At 45.1% G+C, this 25,462-nt stretch carries 18 protein-coding genes; all 18 read left to right on the top strand.

The annotated features are described in order from the left end of the window. Positions 1–63 precede the first annotated feature (63 nt). Entirely contained in the window at positions 64–351 is a 288-nt protein-coding gene (gene spoIIID / locus MHB82_RS27275) for a sporulation transcriptional regulator SpoIIID (protein ID WP_024632710.1), read from the top strand. Positions 352–569: 218 nt separating this feature from the next. After that, positions 570–1,568: a rod shape-determining protein gene (locus tag MHB82_RS27270; RefSeq protein ID WP_095291319.1), complete on the top strand. Its 999-nt coding sequence runs from the start codon at positions 570–572 to the stop codon at positions 1,566–1,568. Between the two features lie 102 nt (positions 1,569–1,670). Then, the gene (locus MHB82_RS27265; RefSeq protein ID WP_095359957.1) at positions 1,671–2,555 is read left to right on the top strand and encodes a flagellar hook-basal body protein; all 885 of its coding nucleotides are present in this window, start codon (positions 1,671–1,673) and stop codon (positions 2,553–2,555) included. Between the two features lie 30 nt (positions 2,556–2,585). Continuing rightward, positions 2,586–3,425 carry a flagellar hook-basal body protein gene (locus MHB82_RS27260; protein WP_095359956.1) on the top strand — a complete coding sequence of 280 codons (840 nt, stop codon included), beginning with the start codon at positions 2,586–2,588 and terminating at the stop codon, positions 3,423–3,425. A gap of 11 nt (positions 3,426–3,436) precedes the next feature. Next, on the top strand, positions 3,437–3,661 hold the full coding sequence (locus MHB82_RS27255) for a DNA-directed RNA polymerase subunit beta (RefSeq protein WP_095359955.1): 225 nt from the start codon (positions 3,437–3,439) through the stop codon (positions 3,659–3,661). A gap of 481 nt (positions 3,662–4,142) precedes the next feature. After that, positions 4,143–4,574, top strand: a complete 432-nt coding sequence (fabZ, locus tag MHB82_RS27250) for a 3-hydroxyacyl-ACP dehydratase FabZ (RefSeq protein WP_095291326.1) — start codon at positions 4,143–4,145, stop codon at positions 4,572–4,574. A gap of 113 nt (positions 4,575–4,687) precedes the next feature. Beyond that, positions 4,688–6,409, top strand: a complete 1,722-nt coding sequence (locus MHB82_RS27245) for a phospho-sugar mutase (protein WP_341176298.1) — start codon at positions 4,688–4,690, stop codon at positions 6,407–6,409. Positions 6,410–6,634: 225 nt separating this feature from the next. Beyond that, entirely contained in the window at positions 6,635–8,656 is a 2,022-nt protein-coding gene (locus MHB82_RS27240) for a DUF5693 family protein (protein ID WP_341176297.1), read from the top strand. Then, the gene (gene csaB, locus MHB82_RS27235; protein WP_110758620.1) at positions 8,632–9,801 is read left to right on the top strand and encodes a polysaccharide pyruvyl transferase CsaB; all 1,170 of its coding nucleotides are present in this window, start codon (positions 8,632–8,634) and stop codon (positions 9,799–9,801) included. The genes MHB82_RS27240 and csaB overlap by 25 nt, the downstream gene beginning before the upstream one ends. A 7-nt stretch (positions 9,802–9,808) precedes the next feature. Next, on the top strand, positions 9,809–10,567 hold the full coding sequence (locus MHB82_RS27230; RefSeq protein WP_095359951.1) for a WecB/TagA/CpsF family glycosyltransferase: 759 nt from the start codon (positions 9,809–9,811) through the stop codon (positions 10,565–10,567). A 371-nt stretch (positions 10,568–10,938) separates the two neighbouring features. Next, complete coding sequence (locus MHB82_RS27225; RefSeq protein ID WP_341176296.1) at positions 10,939–12,066, top strand: glycosyltransferase family 4 protein; 1,128 nt, start codon at positions 10,939–10,941, stop codon at positions 12,064–12,066. A 195-nt stretch (positions 12,067–12,261) separates the two neighbouring features. Further along, entirely contained in the window at positions 12,262–16,116 is a 3,855-nt protein-coding gene (locus MHB82_RS27220) for an S-layer homology domain-containing protein (protein ID WP_341176295.1), read from the top strand. 204 nt (positions 16,117–16,320) lie between these two features. Continuing rightward, the gene (locus tag MHB82_RS27215; protein WP_095359948.1) at positions 16,321–16,662 is read left to right on the top strand and encodes a hypothetical protein; all 342 of its coding nucleotides are present in this window, start codon (positions 16,321–16,323) and stop codon (positions 16,660–16,662) included. A 589-nt stretch (positions 16,663–17,251) separates the two neighbouring features. Further along, positions 17,252–20,164, top strand: coding sequence for an S-layer homology domain-containing protein (locus MHB82_RS27210; protein ID WP_341176294.1), 2,913 nt, complete (start codon positions 17,252–17,254; stop codon positions 20,162–20,164). A 171-nt stretch (positions 20,165–20,335) separates the two neighbouring features. Beyond that, positions 20,336–22,897 carry a DUF4352 domain-containing protein gene (locus tag MHB82_RS27205; protein WP_341176293.1) on the top strand — a complete coding sequence of 854 codons (2,562 nt, stop codon included), beginning with the start codon at positions 20,336–20,338 and terminating at the stop codon, positions 22,895–22,897. A 105-nt stretch (positions 22,898–23,002) separates the two neighbouring features. Further along, positions 23,003–23,560 carry a hypothetical protein gene (locus MHB82_RS27200; protein WP_341176292.1) on the top strand — a complete coding sequence of 186 codons (558 nt, stop codon included), beginning with the start codon at positions 23,003–23,005 and terminating at the stop codon, positions 23,558–23,560. Positions 23,561–23,698: 138 nt separating this feature from the next. Next, positions 23,699–23,974 carry an alpha/beta-type small acid-soluble spore protein gene (locus tag MHB82_RS27195; RefSeq protein ID WP_221805727.1) on the top strand — a complete coding sequence of 92 codons (276 nt, stop codon included), beginning with the start codon at positions 23,699–23,701 and terminating at the stop codon, positions 23,972–23,974. A gap of 255 nt (positions 23,975–24,229) precedes the next feature. Next, positions 24,230–25,432 carry a methionine adenosyltransferase gene (gene metK / locus MHB82_RS27190; protein ID WP_095291347.1) on the top strand — a complete coding sequence of 401 codons (1,203 nt, stop codon included), beginning with the start codon at positions 24,230–24,232 and terminating at the stop codon, positions 25,430–25,432. Positions 25,433–25,462 lie beyond the last annotated feature (30 nt).

Genomic DNA, 25,462 nt, shown 5'->3' with positions numbered 1-25,462 from the left:
GAATATATAGGCATGCTCCTCATATAATGTACCAAACTATCCACACAGTAGGGAGGCGGGAGCGTGCACGATTACATCAAGGAACGGACCATAAAAATAGGTCGCTGCATTGTCGAGACGAGGAATACGGTCCGTACCATTGCCAAAGAGTTCGGCGTGTCAAAGAGTACTGTGCATAAGGACCTGACGGAGCGTCTGCCGGAAATCAACCCTGATCTTGCTGACCAGGTGAAACATATCCTGGAGTACCACAAGTCCATCCGCCACTTGCGGGGCGGCGAAGCGACCAAAATCAAATACAAAAAAACAAGCGGCAAAAAGCGTGAAGTACTGGCTTCCGCTAAATCGTAAACATCGCGAAAAGACGTAGGCCAAAAAGCTCACACATGGATTGAATCCCTCCCCTGAAGTATGATATGTTAAAAGCTGGTACAGGATCGAATTATGACATCTTATCAGCCCGATTTTTACATATATATGTTGCACTTTGTCGAACGAGCGGTGACGTGATAAGGGACTCTTTTTCACAGGATACGCTGACCAAATAATATCACTTTGGGGGCTCTTTTATGTTAAGCAAGGATATCGGTATTGATCTTGGCACGGCGAACGTGCTTATTCACGTGAAAGGAAGTGGGGTCGTCCTCGATGAACCTTCCGTCGTGACCATTGAAAGCGATACGAAGCGGGTCCTTGCTGTTGGGGAGGAAGCGCGTCGTATGGTGGGGCGTACTCCGGGTAACATTGTTGCCATCCGACCGCTGCGTGACGGTGTTATTGCGGACTTCGAAATTACGGAAGCGATGCTCAGACATTTCATTAATCGCGTGGGGGCGAGAAGCTGGTACAGCCACCCGCGTATTCTGATCTGTGCACCGACGAATATTACTTCCGTGGAGCAGAAGGCTATCCGTGAGGCTGCGGAGCGCAGTGGTGCCAAAGAAGTATTTTTGGAAGAAGAGCCAAAAGCGGCAGCCATTGGTGCAGGAATGGATATTTTTCAGCCGAGCGGCAATATGGTCGTGGATATCGGCGGCGGAACGACTGACGTTGCAGTCCTGTCTATGGGCGACGTAGTCACCGCCTCTTCTATTAAAGTCGCAGGGGACAAGTTCGACGAAGCGATTATCAAGTTTATCAAAGCCAAGTACAAACTCATGATCGGTGAACGCACTGCCGAGGACCTGAAGATTGCGATTGGTTCCGTAAACCCGGCTGGACGTCAAACCGAGATGGACATTCGCGGACGGGATATGGTATCCGGATTGCCTGTTACCGTAACGGTGTCGGGAAGTGAAGTACAGGAAGCGTTATGGGATTCCGTGCAATCCATTATCGTTGCAGCAAAATCGGTATTGGAGCGGACGCCACCAGAGCTGTCGGCGGATATTATTGACCGGGGTGTCGTGCTGACAGGCGGAGGCGCTTTGCTTAATGGGCTGGACGAGCTTTTGTCCAATGAACTGCATGTACCGGTATGGGTTGCAGAGGATCCGATGCATTGTGTCGTAAAAGGGACAGGCATTATGCTCAATAATTTGGATCAAGTGGTTAAGAAAAAGTTCTGATCTGCCGATATAAGTATCAAAGGTTCGCCTATGCTCGGCAATAGAACGGACAAGCATTGATCCTGCAGTGCAGGACAAGCGCTTGAGGAGAGGGGTTTATTCATGCTAAGAGGTTTGTACACCGCTACCGCGGGAATGATTACGCAGCAACGCCGCCATGATACAGCGACTCAAAATATTGTTAATGCCAACACGACGGGATATAAACAGGTGAACAGCGTAAGCCGTTCATTCCCGGAAATGCTCATTACGTTGGTCGGTGGAGATGCCAATGTTCCGACGAAGAGGCTGGGCAGGCTGAACACAGGGGTGTTCGCGGAAGAGAGCTTGTCCATGAATTTGCAGGGAGCGATTATGGAGAGTGGTCAAAAGAGTGATTTTGCCATTTCGTCCAATCTGTCCGTTAATGATCCGCAGACGGGACAACCTGTCGCTTTTGACGGTTCAGGCAAATTTGTACGAGCTGATGGCACGGTGATCTACCAGCCTCAAGCGTATTTCACGGTGCGGGATGCGGAAGGCAATACAAGATATACACGTGATGGTCACTTCCAGGTTACCGGAACGGGAGAACTATTAAGCTCAACGGGAGCTCAGGTTCTGGATAATGATGGACAGCCGGTTGTGTTGACAGGCTCAGTGGACCAATTTAAAGTGGATGAGCAAGGCCGTCTTGTGGATGCAGGCACGGGAGCACCGACGGGGGTTACGCTTGGAATCAGCGTCATTGATCAACCTAACCAACTGGTTCGGCAGGGTGACGGTAATTTTAGTCTGTATGACCAGGAAGGTGCTACAGCGCGAATGATGGCTGCGGGAGATAATGTGCAGATCCGTCAGGGCTACCTGGAAGGATCGAATGTGGATGCTTCTCAAGCTACGGTGGATATGAATGCCGCCTATCGTGCGTATGAAGCGAATCAGAAGGTTGTGCAGTTCTATGATCGAAGTTTGGACAAAGCTGTCAATGATGTAGGTCGTGTATAACGCGCGGCAATAGAGAGGATGAATTACTAAATGAATAATTCCATGATTAGTGCGAAGGTCTCGATGACCGCGATACAGCAACGTCTGGATGTCATTTCCGATAATATTGCCAACGTGAATACGGCAGGCTATAAAAGCAAGCAGGCGGCGTTCGAGGATGTACTGACCCGGGTGCAGCAGCAGCCGGACAAGTATAAGCTCGATGGACGTTCCACCCCAATGGGATATAATCTGGGATTTGGTGCCCGTTTGACGAGCGTGACGAAGGATATGTCTCAGGGGACACTGAATGAGACAGGCAGTCCAACGGATTTGGCAATCGAAGGCAACGCGATGTTTGCCGTTGAAGCGAATGGTCAGAAAATGTGGACACGTCAGGGAGCATTCCATTTTGTCCCTGATCCAACACCTAACCCGAACCCCAATGCACCTCAGATGATGGTGCTGGTTAATGGGGAAGGCTACTTCGCGCTGGATCGTCAAGGTAACCGGATCACGGCTCCGAACAATAGTAAAGTGGCCTTCGACGAGAAGGGTAATCTATTGATTCGTCGCGGCAATGAAGCCAATGCAACGATTGGTGCCCAGCTGCAGCTTGTAGACATCGAACGTCCGGAAGGACTTGTGCAATACGCAGATAATCTGTTTGGTCTGGATGCCGGCTTGACCGAGGATGATGTGTTTGGCGCTAATGCGGCTACACGTGATTCCGTAGCTACGATTCGTGCGGGCTTTCTGGAGCAATCCAACGTGGATCTGACACAGGAGATGGCACTATTGATGCAAGGACAGCGGACCTATCAGCTGGCAGCACGTGCACTGACATCAAGTGATTCGATGGCAGGTCTTGCCAACACTATAAGAGCATAAAGGTGAATGCGATGACAGATACACAGAAGCAGAACAGCAAGCCAGAGAAGAAGGAAGTCAAGAAGAAAAAGAGTGGATGGCGCGTCGCCAGATGGTTCCTGATCCCGGTCTTGCTTGTTCTTGCCCTCGCTGGCGGCATGGTCGCTGGTTATGTGGTACTGGGCAAACAGGATATTGGCTCCGTATTCCAGTGGAGTACCTGGAAACATGTATATGATCTGGTGTTCGCTTCATGATCGTGAAATAGCGAAAACTCCTGCGCAGGCAGGAGTTTTCTTTTTCGCGTTGAAAACAGTATAATGATGGATGACGTTTGACGTCAAAAGAGGCCTCCCCTGCGAAAGACGATTGTCATCGCGAAGAGAGACCCCTTATCTCAACCTTCACTACTGCAGTCATGAAGGATATTAGTAGTGTTAACTGAAAATGCGTTTTTCATACCAAATAAAAATAACCACATTTATATGAGCTCGACTTTATAATAGTTGGGTTGTCCATTTCATGCTGAGAACTAGTGGAGGGAACGGAATCGATTCTAAAGAAGCGAAGCGTTCGCCTTTGTTTTCGAATGTATACCATTAATTAATAGTTCAGTACACATTCGAGAAACAACAGCGATCGAAAGAACGATCCGTAACCGTAACGGTCGCAAGCACGCACATGGTCAGTCCATTATGGAGAGTTTCATAATAAATGACCCTGAAAGGAGATTACACTGTGCTCGATAGCAAACAGATTCAAGCCATTATCCCGCACCGTCCCCCGTTTCTGCTGGTGGACAAGATTGTAGAAATGGAGGATGGAAAACGCGCCGTTGGTCTGAAGAACGTAACGATTAACGAACCGTTCTTCATCGGTCATTTCCCGGAATATCCGGTAATGCCAGGGGTGTTGATCACCGAAGCACTGGCTCAAGTTGGCGCAGCAGCGATTCTTAACGTGGAGAGCAACAAAGGCAAAATCGGCTTTTTGGCGGGACTGGATAATTTCCGATTCCGTGGACAAGTCGTGCCCGGAGATACGTTGATGCTGGAAGTGGAAATTACACGTCTGAAGGGTTCGATCGGTAAAGGCAAAGCGACAGCCCGTGTGGAAGACAAAGTCGTCGCTGAAGGCGAAATCATGTTTGCCCTGTCTGACCCAAGCTGATTACAACCATGAGCATTTGCATCAGTCAGAGTGTGTATATAACGGATTGATGCAAGATGCTGAAGCAGCTCAGCAAACCATTGAATTTATATAGACGGAAGGGGTTTATAGGAATGGAACAGTTAAGCGGAACAGCAGCACAGACGTTAAAGCAGTGGTTGGAGGATGCTTCGATTGATGAAGCGACGAAACAGGAGCTTCGTGATTTGCAGGATCAGCCGAAAGAGCTGGAGGATCGTTTCTATCGAAATCTGGAGTTTGGTACAGGTGGATTGCGCGGGGTCATTGGCGCCGGGAGCAACCGGATGAACAAGTACACCGTTGGTCGGGCGACTCAAGGTTTTGCACGTTATCTGCTCGAACAGCATGGGGACAAGGAGGGCAGACCTTCTGTGGTTATTGCCCATGACTCCCGTCACTACTCGCCTGAATTTACGCTGGATGCTGCGTTGGTTCTTGCCGGAAACGGCATTGTAGCCAAGCTGTTCACATCCCTGCGCCCTACACCGCAGTTGTCCTTCAGTGTGCGTCACTTGCAAGCGACGGGCGGTATTGTGGTAACGGCAAGTCATAACCCACCGGAATATAACGGATACAAAGTGTACAACCACGAAGGTGGCCAACTGGTACCGCACGAAGCAGAGAAAGTCATCCAGTACATTCAGGAAGTTCCTTCCCTTGCCGATGTGAAAAAGCTGACCCAGGAAGAAGCTGAAGCACAGGGCTTGCTGGTATGGCTGGGTGAAGAGGAAGATCAGGCATTTGTCGATACAGTTGCCAGCGTGAGTCTGAGTCGTGACTTGATTCAATCCGGTGTTGGCCGTGACTTCAAAATCGTGTTTACGCCGCTGCACGGCACAGGAAATATTCCAGTTCGCCGTGTATTGGAACAAATCGGCTTTGAGCAGGTACACGTGGTAGCAGAACAGGAACAGCCGGATGCTGAATTCTCCACCGTGAAGTCTCCTAACCCGGAAGAACGCGAAGCATTCACACTTGCCATGAAACTGGGTGAATCCGTAGGTGCTGACATTCTGATTGGTACGGACCCGGATGCAGACCGCATGGGTGCAGTTGTGAAAGACAATGATGGCAAGTATTTCGTACTGTCTGGTAACCAATCCGGTGCGATTATGGTGCACTACGTGCTGAGTCGTCTGCAAGAGACAGGCAAGCTGCCAAGCAACAGCGCAGTCGTCAAAACGATTGTAACGAGCGAGATGGGAGCGGTCATTGCGGAGCATTACGGTGCAGAAGTGATGAACACCCTGACAGGCTTCAAATATATTGGTGAAAAAATGAACCAGTTCGAAGCAACTGGCAGCCATACCTTCTTGTTCGGATATGAAGAGAGTTATGGCTACCTGGCAGGCAGCTATGCCCGTGACAAAGATGCCATCCTGGCTTCGATGCTCATTGCAGAAGCTGCTGCATATTACAAAAACCAAGGTAAAACGCTGTACGATGTCCTGCAGGAGCTCTATAGCCAGTTCGGGTATTTCCTGGAGAAGCTGGAGTCCCGTACGCTGAAAGGCAAGGACGGTGTAGCGCAAATCCAGGCGAAAATGACGGATTGGCGTTCGAACCCGCCACAAGAAGTAGCGGGTATCGCGGTACAAGATGTGCTTGATTACTCTCTTGGTCTGGATGGCTTGCCAAAAGAAAACGTCCTGAAGTTCATTTTGGCAGATGGATCATGGTTCTGCCTACGTCCTTCCGGTACAGAGCCGAAGATCAAAGTGTACTTCGCAGTACGTGGTGATAGCCTGGAAGATGCGGAAGGCCGCATTGAACGTTTGGCTTCCACGGTAATGTCGCGAGTAGACGCACAATAAGTACGGTTGTTGTACGAAGCACGAATGGTTAAAAGCCTCTCCGCACCGTAAGGTTGGTTGGCGGAGGGGCTTTTCTTTTAGGTGTGATTTTTACAGAGTCAGAAGCAGATTGATCGGATATTCGAAGGCTTGTTGACACAAGCTGTGTATATACCCGTTAATTATTTGAATGAATTACTTGAGCTGAACGTGGATTTGGTTCCAACACTTGAGGAGGTACATGTAGTGCGTCAAAAATGGCTTTATTGGAATACCGCTTCCCGGAAGTGGCTGTGGCTTGTTGTCATTATAGGACTGATCGCTTCCATCCCTGTCATCAGTGATCGGGTACAGACGGAATCGTCCGCCAAAAAGGTGGAGCTTGTATTCAATTATAGAGGTTTGTTGGATATATCGGCTTATCAAGCCCATCCCCAGGATTTTATGAATGAGCAATTGACTCGTCTGAAAGATGCCGGCGTCACAACGATGGCCGTATTCGAAAGTACGCTGGATGAGCTTAGAAAGTCACGGAAACTGACAGTATATAACGGGCAGGATGTTGCTAACCTGACTCAGAACGTGGTTTCTCCTAACGAGAACTTCACGTATGTGTTGTTCACTTCCGAAGAAAATGCTCAAACCTATACACCCATCATTGAACAAACGTTCGCGGATCGTCAGATTCCGGTGGTACCATGGGAATTTGAAGGTCGTAGCGGCTTGATTTTGCAGACTCCTCCGGAGAATGCCAACATGCAGCCGATGCAGCCGGATCCGGTTGCCATCCAAATGCTGCGTGATAAAGGGTTTTACATTTTGCCAAGGATCGCAGATAGTGTGCCATACAGCCAGGAATCCATGGAGCGCCTGCTGACCTTCTTTGAAGAGAATGGCGTGAAACGCATCCTGTTTGATGGCGATGCAGTGAAAGGGTACAATGATAATGCGGAGATGAAGAGTCTCGATCAATTCGCACAATTGTTGAACAAACATGACATTGGACTTGCAGCCATTGAAAACTTGAAGAAGCCTCAATCCGGATTTGAAACCCTTGCCTACAAAACGGACTACAACGTTGCTCGTTTGTATTCGTTAAGTGAGGGAGATGCCAATCTGGATGTAGATGTCATTGCGGACCGTTTTGTGCTTGCTACCAAGGACCGTAACATCCGCATGCTCTATTTGAATGCAGGGCCTAGCCGGAACACGGCCAAAGCCATGATTACAGATCCGATTGAGAACCTGATTAACAGTCTGGGTGAGCCAGGACATGCCATTGAACGCATGGAGAAGCGTGGATTCGAGCTTGGACAGGCTGAGGCATTTACAGTAAAAGAATCTTCGATTCAGCGTTATGCCAAGCTGGTTGCGCTGGTTGGTGCAATTGCCATGATAACCTTGATGGTGTCATACTTCGTACCACTGTTGACTTTGCTTGTGTTTGTACTAGGTTTGATTGGAAGTGCAGGCTTGTTCCTGCTGAAACCGACCTTGCTTGAGCAGGGGATTGCCTTACTCGTTGCGATCTCGGCACCAACCATCGCGATGGTGCTTGCGGTGAGAACCGTGAATTATCAGCAGCAGCGTCAACCCAATGCATCTGCGGGTCGTCGATTGGCACAAACGTTGATCTTATATGTAAGAACGTCCATTCTGTCGTTCCTTGCCGTGCCGTTTATGATCGCATTGCTTAACAGCATTACGTATAGTCTGGTCATTAACCAGTTTAGGGGCGTGAGCCTGCTGCACTTTGCTCCAATGGGACTGGTAGCTATTTATATCTTGTTTTATCGTGGATCGGGTACGATTTCCATTAAGCAGCTCAAAGGAATTCTGCGTACACCGGTTAATGTACTGATGGTTGTTCTGGCGGTTGTTGCAGCCGCAGCTGGATATTATTATTTGACACGTACAGGGAACTCGGGTTCAGTAACCCCATTTGAGATGTTCCTGCGTACAACGCTGGAGGATACATTTGGCGTACGACCAAGGTTCAAAGAATTTGTGCTGGGACACCCGCTGTTTATCGTAGGCGTGTTCGCCGCTTTAAAATATCGTCAAGTCATCTTTGTACTCATTATTGCTGCGATTGGACAGTTGTCCATGGTGGATACGTTCGCGCATATCCATACACCGGCTGTACTATCTCTCATTCGCGGAGTGATGGGACTCGGAATTGGCTTAATCTTCGGTATCATTGCTGTGGGTGTGTGGCAAGTAGCGGAAGGATGTTGGAAAAAATGGTCACCACTTCTCAAAAGTTAGTCATCTCGGGATATTACGGATTCCGCAATAGCGGAGACGAAGCGGTACTTAAGTCGATTCTGACTGCACTGGAAGAGGAGAGTCACAGATCTGGCGTCAACATTGAGCCGATCGTGCTCTCCATCGATCCGGAGTCAACGACCTCCATGTATGGGGTACGTTCCGTTCACCGTATGAAATTGAAGGAAGTTCGTGAAGCGATCAAGGAAAGTGACGGACTGATCAGTGGCGGTGGAAGCTTGCTGCAGGATGCAACCGGACTGAAATCCATTCCCTATTATCTTGGGGTAATCAAGCTGGCCCAGTGGCTGAAAAAACCTACGTTTATTTATGCTCAGGGAATTGGGCCCGTTAACCGTAAATTCTTCAATCCGATGATCCGTTCCGTATTCAAGGGGTGTAAGTATATATCGGTTCGGGATGAACAATCGGCTGATTATCTGCGCGGACTTGGATTGCAGTGGAATCAGATTCATGTTGTGCCTGATCCGGTGATGGGACTGCCTTTGCCTGTGGGCAGCAGAGAAAAGGATGTTACGATGGGGAATGCGCCGGATCAATCGAGTGAAGGTTCATCTGCGGGGCAAACCAAGCTTCCGGTCATCGGTGTATCCGTGCGTTTCTGGGAATCCGATCGGAAGGAACTGACGGCGATTGCCTCAGGACTGAAGAAGCTATGTGCCAAAAAAGCAGTGCATCTGCGTTTTATGCCATTTCATTTGCCAAAAGACGAACAGGCCTCCCGTTTTATTATGGAGATGCTCGGAGACGTCACTACTAAAGGCAGCGAGGTCAGCATAACTCCGAATCTGACTGATCCACAGCTCATGCTGGAGGAAGTCAGCAAATGTGATGTTGTTATTGGCATGCGTCTGCACAGCTTGATCTATGCCGCATCGCAGTATGTGCCACCTGTGGCTATCTCATATGATCCCAAAATTGATCAGTTCATGCTTCGTCTGGATAGTGAGCCTGTAGGAAGCACGACTGCACTCGATGGGGACAAGCTGGCGAAGAGCGTAGCCTCTCTACTGGATCAACGTTCACAGTGGTTGAAGGAAAACGAAGATCGCATTACCGAACTGAAGCAGGAGGCCAGAGTGCCTGCACAGCAAATTATTAACTATTTAGGCCGCAAAGGGTGAGATAAAGATGAATCAGACCGGACCAATACCTACCGTTTCGATCTATGGCATTCCTTTTTCCAAACTGACGATGAAAGAAACGGTGGAGACTCTCCGGGAAGCTGTGTTGTCGAAGAAGCCGCATCAGGTTATTACAGCGAACCCGATCATGGTGATGGCAGCACTGGAGAATCCGTCCATGATGCAAGTGATGCAATCTGCCGAATTGATTGTACCGGATGGTACAGGCGTCGTGTGGGCTGCCAATTATTGTGGGGATCCTGTAGCAGAGCGAGTACCCGGATTTGAGCTTTTACATGAATTGCTGCGGGTTGGAGAAAACTATCGTTGGGGTGTGTATTTGCTCGGTTCCACCCCTGAGGTGATTCAAGAAACGGCAGTTCGGTTACAACAGCAATATCCGGCGATCCGTATTGTAGGCTATCGCGACGGTTATTTTGGCCCGGCTGAGGACGAAGAGGTGGTTGCTTCCATTCGCGAAGCGGCACCTGATCTGCTGTTTGTGGCACGCGGCGCAGATACGCAGGAGCCCTGGATTCACAAGTATAAGGAGGCGCTTCAGGTTCCTGTAACCATGGGCGTTGGCGGCAGTTTCGATGTCATTTCCGGCAAAAGTAAACGTGCCCCAAAACTGTTCCAGAAGCTAAGACTGGAGTGGTTTTATCGACTGCTTCGCGAACCAAGTCGTGCAGGCCGCATGCTTGCGCTTCCAAAATTCGCGATTAAAGTGATCCAGGACAAAGAAAACGTGACTAAAGCCCGTTAAATACAGGCTATTACGAGAAAAATGCACGTTTTTGCTAAAAATTGAGGTTGGCGTTTCGCGTGTGATCAGCGTATAATTCATTCCGGATTACATGTGTGTTCGCAAACAATGAATTAAACCGTTACACTTGGCACTACGATTGCAAGGCAGCCTTCCGATTGCTGTAATCCCCAGATTTCTTTTATTCCCTTTGGATAGGGAGAAATCCGGTGATAAAGGCAAACGTTAACCAGGTTTTCCTTGCACTCTTCGTTATCGTGTAACCAATAGTCTTCATTAAATATGGCTAACAATATTTCTTTATATATATAAAAGAGATCAGGGGATTTATAATTTCGTATGGGTATTATAATTGGGGGTCGAATGTTCAAATGGTAGCGATCTTTATCATTGGATTTATCGTGTCGATGGGACTGGCTCTTGCCCTGACACCGCTTGTCAAAAAGTTCGCGGTTAGAATAGGTGCAATGGACACACCGAATGCACGTAAAGTGCATACTCGGATCATGCCACGTCTCGGTGGTTTGGGAATCTTTCTTGCTTTTATAATTACAGTAGCTGCACTTCTTCCTTTTGTATCTGCATGGTTTACAACAAGAGATATGAGCTTTGTCAGCGCTTTTCTGATCGGTGGATCGATTATCGTTCTGATCGGCGCACTAGATGACCGTTTCGAACTGTCAGCCAAAGTAAAACTGCTCGGGCAGCTCATTGCTGCTGCAGTCGTAGTATTCGGATTTAACATCCGAGTGGATTTTGTGAACATTCCTTTTCAGGATGCGTACTCTTCACTTGAAGCTTGGGTATCCATTCCGCTGACGATTCTGTGGATCGTTGGTGTGACGAATGCGATTAACCTGATTGACGGTCTCGATGGTCTTGCAGCCGGTGTATCCGGTATCGCCATTGGTACCATTGCTGTGATGTCCTTCTTGATGGGCAATATGATGATTGCCTTGATGTGTCTTATATTGTTGGGCAGCATTATCGGGTTCCTGTTCTTCAACTTCCACCCGGCCAAGATCTTCATGGGAGATACGGGATCACTATTCCTTGGTTTCTCTCTGGCGATGCTATCCATGCTTGGGTTTAAACAAATTGCAGTTGTGTCCTTCATCACGCCGCTGATCATTATCGGTGTACCACTCTCGGATACTTTCTTCGCGATCATCCGTCGTGCGGTACAACGGAAGCCGATCTTCTCACCGGACAAAGGTCACCTGCATCACTGCTTACGTGAGCTCGGATTCAGCCACCGTCAAACGGTGCTGATCATCTACGGTATTGCTGCATTCTTCGGTGTACTGGCGATCATTCAATCGTCGGCAGCCATGTTCGAAGCCAACTGGGTAACGTTTGTCGTGATCTGTATCATGATGTTCTTCCTGCAGGTTGGTGCAGAAGTGATTGGACTTGTAAGTAAAACCAGAAGACCGGTTATTAATTTCCTGATGCGCATGCGTGTCAAAATTAATCCGGAAACCCGCTCAAAATCCTAGATATAAATGGTTGTTTACTGCAATTCTTGAATATTATCCAAGCCCCAAACCTTATCCGTTATGGATAAGGTTTTTTTGTTTAATTTGCTGTTTTTACTAAATAATTGGAACCTAGGCACCGATATAAGAGGTAACTGACTTAAAAAGAGGAGAGATGATTGCATGCAGCGTACGAAGAAGCCGATGATTTGGCTTATGATGGTGGCACTGGTTGTATCGTTGATACCGGCAGGCTTGGCACCAGTCGCATCGGCGGCAGACAAACAGACGAGTTATTTTACTCCGGACGTATCTGATCTTAGAAATACGGTTGATCTTACCCTAGAAGGTACGAATCAGGTCACGAGAGAAAAAGTATATAAAGTAACCAGTGCGGAGCAACTGATTACAGGAACATTCACCAAAGTTACAGGATCAACATTGGGAGCCAATGTTCAGTTGATAAATTATGATCAAACTGAAAAAAAGTGGATCAAGGATCCGGCTCGAGTTGCTCCAGCTGTAGTGACGATTGATCCGGATCAGCCTGATAATCGTTTTAAGGCAAATGTAACCTTGTATCCAGGGATGAACCAGATTACTTTCACGGGAGCACAAGGGCAAAATGAACGGTCCGAAACGTTCTATGTTCTATTTGACAAAGTGCCTTATGTTGAGAGACTTCAAGTTCTAGGTGGATCTGATAACCTTGAATTGAACGAGGGGACTCAGATTGTAATTAACAAAGATGAGATCACACTCGAAGGTACGGCAGTTAATGCAACGAAGGTGACTATTCAAGTGAATGGAGGAAATATTGAAGGAACCTCTTTACTACAAAATGGTAGCTTCTTTTCTCCTCAGCTTTTAATGAATCCGGGCGTGAATGATCTTAAGCTGATTGTGGAGAATGGATCGGATAAACTCACATTTAATTATTCCCTTTATTTTTATGATGAGAAAAATCCCGTTGTTAAACTTGATATTTTGGACTCTTTAAATAATGCACAGAGCTTGCTTGGTACAGAACCTGTATTTACTGAGAAAGCGGAATCTGCCAGAGTACACGTACAAATGTTGGTACCAAATGATGAAGTAACCAAAAAGAGTTTTAAAGATGGTGCGGTTATTGCAGTAGACGACCAAACGATAACACCGTCCAACGTGACAGAGTTGTTTATTCCAAGTTTAAAGGATAATACACCTTCTTACTGGCTTGCGTCATTTGACATTGATGCAGTGCCTTTTACCAAGACCAATAGTGTTGTAGATGTTGATCAAAATCATACACTTTCTGTAAGTTATGGTACGAAAACAATAAGCAAACCGATGGACTTTCAATATATGGAAGGTCAGACGGTAATTACGAATCTGAAATATCTCAAAGGATATTCTGAAGATAATAAAGCAAACGTTCCTTCAGGAGAACCTTTGAATAATGCCAAAGTGGATTCAGGAGATTTTTATATCCTAGTCGAAACTAATAGTACACCAGCTGACTTGGAAAAATTATTGGCAAACTATTTGCCTTTGGGTACTAGCTCAATTACTGTTAAATACATTTACACAGTACCTACTGACGCAACTACAAAAAAACTTCAATATGTATACAAAATTGAGGGATTGAAAAACGGGAACCAGACTGTACGTTTTAATTATGAAAAATCCACAGCGTATAGGGATGCAACTATTTCTTATGCGTCCAAGAACTACATCTATGTTGAGAATCTGACAGATGGTCAGACATACAATGTAGACTCCTCGGCATCGAAAAGCTTGCTGGTAAAAGGACAATATATTGATTTCGATACGTTGAAAAGCGACTATTTTGTTGCTGAAGTACTAGTGAACGGTGCTAAGGAGTATTCGACAGAACCAGCAGAGAACAAAACTCCAGACTGGTTAGATACAGATACAGGTGAATTCGAATTCAGTCTTCCAATATCACTCGATAAAGGTCCGCTGGTTTACGGTGAAAACCGGATTATCTTTACGGGTACAGGCAAGGACAATACAGGACAGGCTCGTGAAGTTAGAAAAGAACTTCGGATATATGTGGTTGACAACAACGTGTCGACGGTTGTGAATTTTCAGCCTGCAGTGGGAAAAGACCGTCCAACATTCCCTCCAAAAGAATATAGTGGAGAGAGTGAAGTTGTAAAAAACATTTTCAATCTTACACCTGAATTTATTTTTAATGATAATAAGTATACAACTTCCTTGAAGGAGTATGACCTCGTTCTGCGTGGTAGCGGGGCCACGAAGCTGAACCTGAACATGGGGACGAAAAATATCCTTTCCGTAGATATTCCGGCAACTGCTGCAGTGGGTAATCCTGTAGTAACTTTTGCGGATACCAGATACACTTATGAGTTTGCGGGGGACCAAAAAGACTTCATGATGCGTATTCAGGATCTGACTTCAGATGCACCAGGAACATACGTATACACCTTAGAACTAGTAAACGAACTCGGAGCTAAAACATCCCGAAAATTAGAAATTGTGCGAGAAGTGAGTGCATATCGTATTCTTGCTCCGCAGCCAACGGTGGGTGATCAAATAGTCGTCAATAAAAACTTTGTACATTTTGACATTGAAGCCGAAGGCGCAACATCTGTACTCATTGGTAAAGACCCAGCTGTCAAACGCACGGATTTGGGGCCAAATCGTTTTGTCTACGACTATGTAGGATTAAAACAGGACAAGTCAAACAAAATCAAAATTACCATTAACCGTACTGGTGCAAGCAACACCGATACCATAGAAGTATTTTATACGGGAACTGTTGGTGTGGATGCACAGTATATGGCACCTAAGGTGGCTAACAAATACACTGTGTTTAACAAAGGACTGCAACTGACATTTCCCAAAGGAACTGTAATGCAGAGTACGACCCCTAGAGGGATCACGAAGTACTATCCGGATACCAAGTTATTGTTTGGTATTGCTGATTCAGTGACAGGTATTGTAGAGCGACGCAATGATTATGGTAATATTATTGGATTCCCAGGGACGGGTGAAGACAGTGGTGCGCCTTCTTGGAGTATTCCGGATGAGTACACTCTTAATTTTGGCTCAACAACCGCCTCCAGAAACTTTGGATTAATCTCAGAAATTTACTGGATTAATGGTGGGTTGGGTGAGAGTGGTGACGCAGGTTCAGCAACATACAAAGCGCCTACGAATGGTTTAGCTCCGTATTCAATGGAAGGATTGTTTGGTAATCCTCAGACACCGGTTGAACGTAAAATTACACCATCTAACCGTGGTGAGTTGACGCTATCGTTTGATCCTAATGTGGTCGACGAAGCAGGTTCGACAATCACAGTGTACCGGTACACTGACAAGCGCCAGTGGGAGAACATTGGTGGGGAAGTTGATACGAAGAGCCATACAGTAACTGTTCCGTTTGATGAGTTTGGATATTACAAAGTAATGAAATTGAACCGTGGTTATAATGATATTACGAATCATAACTGGGCACGTAATATCTTGAATGGGCTATATTCCAAAGGTTTCATGAACAATCTGAGATTTGAACAATTCGGAACAGATGATCAAACAACACGCGGTGAGTTTGCTACTTTGTTGGTTAAGGGGCTCAGCCTCCCGATTAATTCTGACAGCAATCGAACCTTCGCAGATCTGGTGCCGGGTGCACGTTCAGCTACATGGGATTATGATCATATTGAAACAGCGGCAAGAGCAGGTATCGTTACTGGACTTACTGATGGAGTATTCGGACCGGATCAGCCGCTTACACGTGAACAGGCTGCAGTAATGATTGCTCGCGCATTAAAATTGAAGCTCGCTAACAATGATAGTAAGCTGCAAGCTACATTAGCGAAGTCATTCCTAGATTCTGGACGCATTGAAACGTATGCAGGACCGTCCATTGTGGCTGTATCTAAAGCCAAAATTATGGAAGGGGCTGCTGTAACGGTTCCAGGCCAGAAGAAGCCACAATACAACTTTAATCCAAAGGGTAATTTGACTCGTGCAGAAGCGGGTAAGATTGCTGTTGAACTGCTTAAGAAAAGCACCAAAGTATTCCCTAAAAACTTGAGCTAATTCATCAGAGTTCATGTATGCATTATTGGAAGGACCTGTCCCTTGTGCTAATGGGGCGGGTCTTTTGACTGTAAAGGAATCGGCAAAAGAACACTTTTATAATAGAAGAAAACTGTTTTTTACCAATAACTATTTTTGTAATTTGCTAGAGTTTAAGATACAATAACGGTAAATACACAATGATCTAGAGGGTGAAGTTAGCTAATGAAACCGATTTATTCGAAGGCCCAGTTGGGCTACATGAAGGCAAAGACACAGTTTGAGAAGCAGGCAGTCATTCTGGAAAAGAAAATAGAAGATACACGTAAAACGCAGGAAGTAACCCAGGAAGTGATGGAAGGACTCGTGCAAGCGACTGGCTTCCATGACGCATATAACCAATTGGTACTCGCCGAGAATGAATTGATTGAATGGTCTCACACCACCATGAAGCATGAAAAGACGTACCGTGAAAACAGACAACCAATTGATGATATGTATCTGAGACTGAATAGTGATCCAGAGATGCGTGCACAAATTATTGATCTTGCGATGAAAATCCGCTAAGTCTATATAGCAAGAACTGGATACGAAGGCATTCCTTACGGAATGCCTTTTATTTTTTGTTTTGGGACAATTTGTCGCTTCATGTACAGGCTAAGCGGGTATAAATAAACGTTCAGATCAACCCAGACGCAATAGAAACCCATTATGGCTACCACAACAGTACTGATTTTAAAGTTTTGGACCCAGTAAATTACCCGCACTGCATCAATACATAAATAAGTTCAAAACTTTTTTTGCAGAACCCGCAACTTTTTGAAATCTACTGCGTTTAAGATGTAGAGTCAAAAACATTGGGCCTCTTACCAAGAATGACCTCGTGAAGAATCTTGTCTATTTATTAGAAAAAATTGCTTTACGGCGAGAGTAACCCATTGTATAATACGTTAGGTAGGATTAGGAAACTACTCTATTTTCGTATGATTCTAATATTAAGCTAGTTTACAAGTTTCTGTGATAAGCTCACAGACATCATTTATATTAACTTGCTCAGGACTCTGGAAAGGGGGTGCAACAATATATGAGGAACACGAGCGAAACTATTAAAGAAAATTCCCATGTTATGAACACCCAAGGAGGAGAAAAAAAGGTTATGAAGAAAATTTTATCCGTAGCTTTGTCTACAGCAATGGCATTCTCGATGTTTGCATCTGTAGCATTTGGTGATACAGCTACTTCACCACAACAACAGTTTGATGCATTGAAAGCAAAAGGTATCTTCAACGGTTATCCGGATGGTACTGCAGGACTGAACAAAGAAATGACTCGCGCTGAGTTCGCTAAAGTCATCACTAAATTGCTAGGCCTGAAAGAAATCACTGGTGTATATTCTTACACTGACAAAAACTACAATGCTAAAAACTGGGCTGCTCCTTACATCGAAGCAGTAACAGCTGCAGGCATCATGGAAGGTAAAAACACTGAGAAAAAAATCTTCGATTTCAACGGTAAAGTAACAATCGAAGAGATGGCTACCATCTTGACTCGTGCACTTGACCTTGAAGTTCCAACTGAAACTAACAACACAGCATCCGCATGGGCTAAAGGTTATGTTCAAGCGGCAATCAATGCAGGATTGCTTGATTCCAGCCTGAACTTCCAATCCAACGCTTCCCGCGAATTGCTCGTTGGCGCTGCTTATGCAGTTGATCAAGAGCAAAGCCTGAAAGTTGCTTCTTACGATGTAACTGAAGCTGGTAAAGTTGTTACTTTCAAAATGAGCGACGGCGAATCCGTTAAAGTAACTTTGGATAAAGCTCTTGAAGCTAACAAAGAAACTGAAGTGAAATTTACTTATAAAGAAAAAGAGTTCACTGAGAAAGTTACTTATGTAACTACAGTAGCTCAAGCAGTATCTTCTGTATCTGCTACAAACTTGAAAGAAATCACAGTTAAGTTTGATGGTACTGTAGATCCTAACTCTGCTGAAAGCACTAATAACTATGTTGTTAGCGGATTGACTTTCAAAAGCGCTACATTGTCCGATGACAAAACTACTGTAACTTTGTTGGTATCTGAAGGTAACACTTCTTTGACTAACCAAAGATCCACTAGTCTTCAAATCAACAATGTTAAAAACGCTGATGCAACAAAAACTTTCACACAAAAAGTAGAGTTTACTCCACTTGATGTTGCAGTTCCAGAAGTAAAAGAAGTTAAAGCTTTGGGAACAAAAGCTTTCAAAGTAGTTTTCAGTGAGCCAGTTAAACCTGAAACTGTTAACGCTACTTCTTTCCGTGTGGATAACAACGTAATTGCTGCTTCTGTAAAATACGCTTATCCTAACGTTGCAATTGTAACTACTGATCTGACTGCTGGTGAGCACACATTGCGTGTGAGCGGCGTACAAGACTACTCTGGTCTGGCAATCGTTCCAGTGGAAAGCAAATTCACAGCAACTGAAGATACAGCTGCTCCTAAAGTAGTTGGCGTTAAATCCAACGACTTGAAAGAAATTACTGTAGAATTTGATGAGACTGTGAAAAGTGTAGCAAGTGCATATGCTAACACTTCAGGCAACACTGCACAATCCATTGAAATCAACGACACAAAAGTTACATTGAAATTCAACAATCCGTTGAATGTATCTGAGAACACAGTTTACTTGACTGCAGTATCTGACTACAGCAATAACTCTGCTAACGTTGATACAAAAGTAACTCCAACTCTGGATACAGTTCGTCCTACAGTTGTAGATACTAAGTTCAAAATGGAAAATGGTAACTACATTGCTGAAATTCAATTCAGCAAATCCCTGAAAGTTTCTTCTGCAGAAGACGCTGAGAACTATGTTCTTAAAGATGCAGAAGGTAAAGTGGTAACTGAGTCTGGACTGACTTCTAAAGGTCACCCAGTAATCACACCAGGTTATACTGAAAACACCAAAACTGTTAAAGTTAACCTGGGAAGCAGCTTGAAATCTGATGCTACTTACACATTGACAGTATCCGGTGTTGTTGATACTGCAACTATCGGAAATGTATTGTTGCCTTACACTGCGACATTGAACGCTAACACTGCTCAAAACGGTAGTGTGACACGTGTATGGTCCGATGTGACTAGCGGTGTTCGTTACGTGTATGTTCAATTCAACAAAACTCTGGCTACTTCCGGTGATGGTAATGCTCTGGATGCAGCTAAATATATGGCAGTGAACGTTAATACTGACGGTGTTGCTACTGGAACAGCTAAGCAACTCGCTAAAGAGAACAATGACATCACATTGATCTCCACAAACACTGTTAGAATCGCTGTTACAAATGATACTGGAATCGACTGGGATCAACCTGTTAAAGTTTCCGCAAGCTACATTAAAGATTCTGAAGGTAAATACTTCAACACTGGTAATTACACTGTAGGATCTAACGTTGGTTCTTCCGAAGTAATCGCGACAACTGACGATGTATACGCTACAAGCCGTAACGAAGTTAAAGTTAAATTCAACACAGCTTTGTCGAATGTTAACTTGGGAGACTTCAAACTGAACGGAACTAGCCCAACAAGCTACACAATGGCTGATTCTAACAAAACTCTTGTTCTGAAGTTCGCTGACAACACAATCGCTAATGATGTTAACGGTTATACTTTGACTGCTACTAACCCTAGCACTCAAGATAGCTTCGGTAACAAATTGAAAGCATTCTCTGCACCAGTACTAGACGGTATTGCTCCAACAGTAGAACTGAAAGATATCGTTAGAACTGGTAACACTGTTACATTTACAGTATATGCTTCTGAAAATCTTAAACCAGATGGCAGCTATGGTTCTGCTTACATTCGAGGATTGTTCAGCGTTGATGCAGGTAGCGGCGTGACTACTACAGTTACAGGTGCTTCTATCGGTTCAGATAATAGAACAATCACTGTTACTGCAACTGTAGCTGGTAACACTGATGGTAAAGTAGCTACTGTTAAATTCGACGGTGCTAAAAACAAAGCAGCAAAAGCTATTAACGACGAAAACGGCAACGCACTGGGTGAGTTCTCATTCGGTAAAGAGCTGTAATTTATATCTTCCTAAAGCAGCCTTGCATCTTATTGATGCAAGGCTGCTTTTTTGTTATGTTCTTATTCAAGAAATGTTAAATATCATTAAAAGTTACCTCTTTGAAACTTCCTGTTTCTATTGTTCGTCTATAATATAAGTATTATGGAAATCTATGTATGGAGGTTTCAAGTGAAGAATAATTTGAAGAAAGTAATCATTACTGGAACTTTGTTGGCGATTACGCAAAGTGCATGGGGTGGATCTATAGCAACTGTTGATGCTGCAGAGGCTTCGAAATCTAATGCCACTTTGCAATCGAAAAAAACAGTTGTAAAAACATTGGCTAACCTTCCATCGGTAAAACTCTCTAACAAAAGCAGTGTAAAAATCACTGATGTCAACATATTAACTCAAGATGAAGGCAAGTTGATTACGTACACCCTCACATATACGAACAATGAGAAAAAAAGCTTGCAGTTAGTTGATTACTGGACAAAGGTTCGAAGCAAGGGTGGGACGATCTATACTTCCAAATTGCTGACGCAGGATGCTGAGAAAAAGAGTGTTGCGGCTGGCTCTACCTTATCCGTTACATATGTGACGACTGTTGGGAAAAACGTGCAGCTCAGCAATCTGAATTTTGAAATTGTTAAATGGGACTTCAGTAAGCCAAATTATGAAAGCGTTCTGGGGAAAATCAATATTCCTGCCTCGTACACGGTGGCTACCCCAGTGAATACAGTCAAAAAGGTACGGATCAATGATATTCCGGTAAAAATTAAAGTCCAGGGTCTACAGACATTCTCTGCCTCGGACACATCCAACTATGCAAGTGTGAAAATTAATTTGCATAACGTTGGTTATAAGGGGTTGGAGAATCCAAATGTAAAGTGGGTTTTGAGAACAAAAGGTGGCAGCAGCTACCCGCTTAATCTAAATTCGAACGATACAACGTACAACGTACAGCCTCAAGAGTCCAAAAGCATCAATTATATAACAACTGTTCCCAAGAAGGTAAAGTTGGATGGGGCTGAGCTTATTATGGTACAAGAGAACGAAGCCGAGAAATCGGTAATTCCACTTGCGACCATGCAAATGCCGAAATCAACTTCGTTGCAGAATACAGAAGTTAAGGTTGGAAAGGTCCATACCATAATGCTCGAAGATAACAAGGGCAAGATGGCTACAAGTGTGGGAGATGTCAGTGTCAGTCAGACTCATGGCAATAACTACTATACGGTCAACTTCAAATTCAAAAACACGGGATCAAGGGAAGTTACCGTACCCAAATATGATTTCTCGGTTCAAAACAAAAAGGGAAATGATTATCCGTTGTCTACCAAGGCACTGGATAATTTGAAATTGAAACCAGATGAAGAGCGCTTAGTTCGTCTGACATTTAGTTTGCCTTATGATGAAGCTGATGGAACACTGAAATTAGTTATGAATACTCCAAAAGCTGAGGGTACTGGGGGTACAGAAAGCAAAGAAATTAAATTTTCATATCCTGCTGGAACGTACATTCTGCCGAAAGCTAACTCCATGCAGCAGTCTGTTGGTACAGAGAGTACTCTTCAAATTGAGAATGGAACATTGGGTGTAACATGGAACTCCATTCAGCGTCTTCCTTGGGATAACGCGGATGTTCTGTCAGCGAGAGTTACTTTGCGTAATATTTCAACCAATACGCTTAAACTCCCGCAGCTAAAAGGTATGTTATCCATAGATTCAGCAGATATAGCAGATACGCAACTGTTAATTAGTCAGAACTCCGCTTTGCTTGGGCCAGGCATGTCGGTTGATGTACATCTATTAACATCGCTACCTACCAATTTGGATGTAGCTCAGTTACAGGTGGCATTGTCTGAAGTTGTGGGTGAGAACACATCTGAATTGATCAGACTTACCCACATTGGCCAACTCCCGCAAGTTCCACAAGTGGAGTTGGGGACTAGCCATGGATTAAATACCCCTGGTAAGAAATCTGAGATTCAGGTAAGGAGAACGCTCATCTATCCTGGAACATCGTCGGATATCGTATACACAGAGCTTCAGGTGAAGAACGTTGAGGATCGGCAGATCGACCTAGCAAAATTAACGGGATATTACGAATCTAAGAATGGTGAGTATTATAAAACAACGGTTAAACAGATTGATTATCCAGCAGGACCAGGTGATTCTGCTTTAGTAACCATGTGGTCCAAAATCCCAAGGAAGACCGTTGTCTCCGATATGAGGTTGTTAATTGGTGAAACAGTAAGTGGTGAAAGCACGGGTAAAGAAGGAACGACTACGGGTGCGGGATATGTTGATGCCGCTTCGTTTGAACTTAAACCGGATCAGGAGTCCACATTAAATACAATTAAGAATCTTGAGATTTACCCATATAGTCTTCAAACGAGAGATTTTAAAGCTTCACTTAGTGGTGGGTCTACCGTAAACCTTTCATGGAATTATGATGCTGTTCGAAATAATGAATTGAACTTGCCGGAAAGTGAACACAAACTTATTGTGCAGCTAATTGAACCTACTGGAAAAGTATTTGATAAAGAAATTGTGCTTGATAAAGACTTGAAGGAAGGTAACAATCAATTTTTGAATTGGACCATTCAGGATGTTGTTTTTGAAGATCGACGCAGTGGAGCTTATACCATTGCCATATATGATGAGTTCCAAGGTCAACGGATTAAACTGGCAACACAGGCGATGGGCTTTGTTCCAGCTGTCGGCAATCTAACAGGTGCTGAATAAATGATAGAGTAAGCATCGTTGTTAAATCTTTCTATTAAAGATATGATAGAAAATGACGACAAATATATGTAGATTGTTTTAATAGAAGGGAAGGTACAATCATTAATGAAACCTTATATGAAAGTATCCCTGGCTGCACTGGCTATTGGTGTTGGCGTGTGGGTTGGGTCTGTATACAGCAACACAGCTATCGGTGCAGGAACCATTCAACCAGGAACAGCGGATGATCCGGTTGTGACGAAGAGTTATGTAGATCAACAAATTCAAAAGGCACTAAACGGCGGTACTAATGCCGGATCGGGAAGCTCCGCTGGCAATAATAGCGGATCTACCGGGACAGGCAGCACAGGTGGTGACACCTCGCTTCCACCAGTGGTATCTGGAGCATCTGATGCGGTAGAGATTGTTACCGTGAAGCCGGGTCAACAGCTGATCGGTGCCTCCGGCGCGGAGTTCATTGTACGGAGCGGCAAGGCTGTGATCGTCAGTGAAGGTACGAACGGTGTAGCTGATCTGACGGACGGGGTTGACCTGACGAATGGACAGGCAGCGCCGACCAATCACCTGCTCTCTTTTCCAAGGGATGGACGGGGTATATCGGTATTGGATGGTAACAAGTACAGTCTGACGGTCATGGTTCGCGGCGGATATTCTTTGAAATAGGTTAAGCAATTATTCGCATTTTTATTCATTTCATATGTGTAGATTAACCAGTTCTAACAAACATTTATACGGCTAGCCATCAGGGTTCCTGCTCACTCTATAATTGTACAAAACCAATTTAACGGAGGTGCAGGAATCATGGCTAGAAGTAACCGCAGAGTGGTACCGGAAAGTCGTCAGATGCTGGATCAGATGAAATATGAGATTGCTGCCGAATTTGGTCTGAATGTAGGGTATGGTCAAAATGCTCTTGCTGGTGCAGATACCGAGTTTGGTTCTGAGCTGGGAGCTGTGAGTGATCATTCCTTTGGTCAGTATAAAGGCTGGGGACATCTGACATCCCGTGAGAACGGATCGGTTGGTGGCGAGATTACGAAAAGGCTGATTCGTCAGGCAGAAAAGCAGTTATTATAAGGTTTTTCCTTATCCGACTTGGTTTGACACGGCTTGACAAATGCGATAAGATGGCATTTGAGGTATGCAACCTTTTCCAGGAGGAAAAGGTTGATTTTTTGTTAGGGCAATTACCTGAAAAATCCTTATCTTCGTAACTGCGGACCCCGCGTCCTTATTCCGCCCGGAAAGCTTTCGAGGGTACAGTGAACGAATCACCGTAAATGTTTTGTTCGGGCAATCGCCATACTACTAGTTATGGGAGGTTGAAACTTCATGTCTGTTAAAGGCCGACATCTATTCACATCGGAGTCTGTAACCGAAGGACATCCGGATAAGATTTGCGACCAGATCTCGGACGCCGTATTGGACGCGTTTCTGGCGAATGATCCAAACGCTCGCGTAGCGTGCGAAGTTTCCGTGGCTACAGGCCTAGTGCTTGTCATCGGTGAAATCAGTTCAGCTTCTGAGTACGTAGACATTCCGGCCATTGTACGTAATACGGTTAAGGAAATCGGGTACACACGTGCCAAATATGGTTTTGACTACAATACTTGTGCCGTTTTGACTTCTCTGAATGAGCAGTCTGCGGATATCGCGCAAGGGGTTAACGCAGCACTGGAGAACCGTGATCCGGCTCAAGTCGCTCGCGAAACAGAAAACATCGGTGCGGGTGACCAAGGTCTGATGTTCGGGTTTGCAACGAACGAAACACCAGAACTCATGCCATTGCCAATCGCATTGTCCCACCGTATCGCACGTCGCCTCGCTGAGGTACGTAAAAACGGTACATTGGATTACCTCCGTCCGGATGGTAAAACTCAAGTAACAATCGAATACGACGGCGACAAAGTAGTTCGTGTCGATACAATTGTAGTATCCACTCAGCACGCTGAAGAGACTACCCTTGAGCAAATCCAAAAAGACATTAAAGAACAAGTTATCCTGCCTGTTGTTCCGGCTGAATTGCTGGATGAGCAGACTAAATATTTCATCAACCCAACAGGACGTTTCGTTATTGGCGGACCTCAAGGAGATGCAGGCCTGACTGGACGTAAAATCATCGTAGATACTTACGGCGGTTATGCACGTCACGGCGGTGGTGCTTTCTCCGGTAAAGATCCGACAAAAGTAGACCGTTCCGCTGCTTATGCGGCTCGCTACGTAGCGAAAAACCTCGTTGCTGCAGGTCTTGCAGACAAAGTGGAAATCCAGCTCGCTTATGCGATTGGTGTAGCCAACCCGGTATCGATCAACGTAGATACATACGGAACTGGCAAAGTCAGCGAAGAGAAGCTGGTTGAGTTAGTCCGTAGCAACTTCGATCTTCGCCCTGCTGGCATCATTCGTATGCTGGATCTGCGTCGCCCAATTTACAAACAAACGGCTGCTTACGGTCACTTTGGCCGCACAGACCTGGATGTACCTTGGGAGCAAGTAGACAAAGCTGATGCTTTGAAAGCTCAAGCGGGTCTGTAAGTTTAATTGCGATCGATCAAAGCCTTTGGT

The organism is Paenibacillus sp. FSL K6-2862 (genome assembly GCF_038005125.1).
GTDB classification, from domain to species: Bacteria; Bacillota; Bacilli; order Paenibacillales; family Paenibacillaceae; genus Paenibacillus; species Paenibacillus illinoisensis_A.
Note: the sequence above shows the minus strand (reverse complement) of the source record. Positions and strands in the feature narration are given on the sequence as shown.

Bases quoted from the DNA above. Each gene is read 5' to 3' on its own strand.
- MHB82_RS27195 (WP_221805727.1), top strand. From the start codon at position 23,699: ATGGCTAGAAGTAACCGCAGAGTGGTACCGGAAAGTCGTCAGATGCTG.
- csaB (WP_110758620.1), top strand. From the start codon at position 8,632: ATGGTCACCACTTCTCAAAAGTTAGTCATCTCGGGATATTACGGATTC.
- MHB82_RS27260 (WP_095359956.1), top strand. From the start codon at position 2,586: ATGAATAATTCCATGATTAGTGCGAAGGTCTCGATGACCGCGATACAG.
- MHB82_RS27245 (WP_341176298.1), top strand. From the start codon at position 4,688: ATGGAACAGTTAAGCGGAACAGCAGCACAGACGTTAAAGCAGTGGTTG.
- metK (WP_095291347.1), top strand. From the start codon at position 24,230: ATGTCTGTTAAAGGCCGACATCTATTCACATCGGAGTCTGTAACCGAA.
- MHB82_RS27255 (WP_095359955.1), top strand. From the start codon at position 3,437: ATGACAGATACACAGAAGCAGAACAGCAAGCCAGAGAAGAAGGAAGTC.
- MHB82_RS27270 (WP_095291319.1), top strand. From the start codon at position 570: ATGTTAAGCAAGGATATCGGTATTGATCTTGGCACGGCGAACGTGCTT.
- MHB82_RS27220 (WP_341176295.1), top strand. From the start codon at position 12,262: ATGATGGTGGCACTGGTTGTATCGTTGATACCGGCAGGCTTGGCACCA.
- MHB82_RS27210 (WP_341176294.1), top strand. From the start codon at position 17,252: ATGAAGAAAATTTTATCCGTAGCTTTGTCTACAGCAATGGCATTCTCG.
- MHB82_RS27230 (WP_095359951.1), top strand. From the start codon at position 9,809: ATGAATCAGACCGGACCAATACCTACCGTTTCGATCTATGGCATTCCT.
- MHB82_RS27225 (WP_341176296.1), top strand. From the start codon at position 10,939: ATGGTAGCGATCTTTATCATTGGATTTATCGTGTCGATGGGACTGGCT.
- MHB82_RS27200 (WP_341176292.1), top strand. From the start codon at position 23,003: ATGAAACCTTATATGAAAGTATCCCTGGCTGCACTGGCTATTGGTGTT.
- MHB82_RS27215 (WP_095359948.1), top strand. From the start codon at position 16,321: ATGAAACCGATTTATTCGAAGGCCCAGTTGGGCTACATGAAGGCAAAG.
- MHB82_RS27265 (WP_095359957.1), top strand. From the start codon at position 1,671: ATGCTAAGAGGTTTGTACACCGCTACCGCGGGAATGATTACGCAGCAA.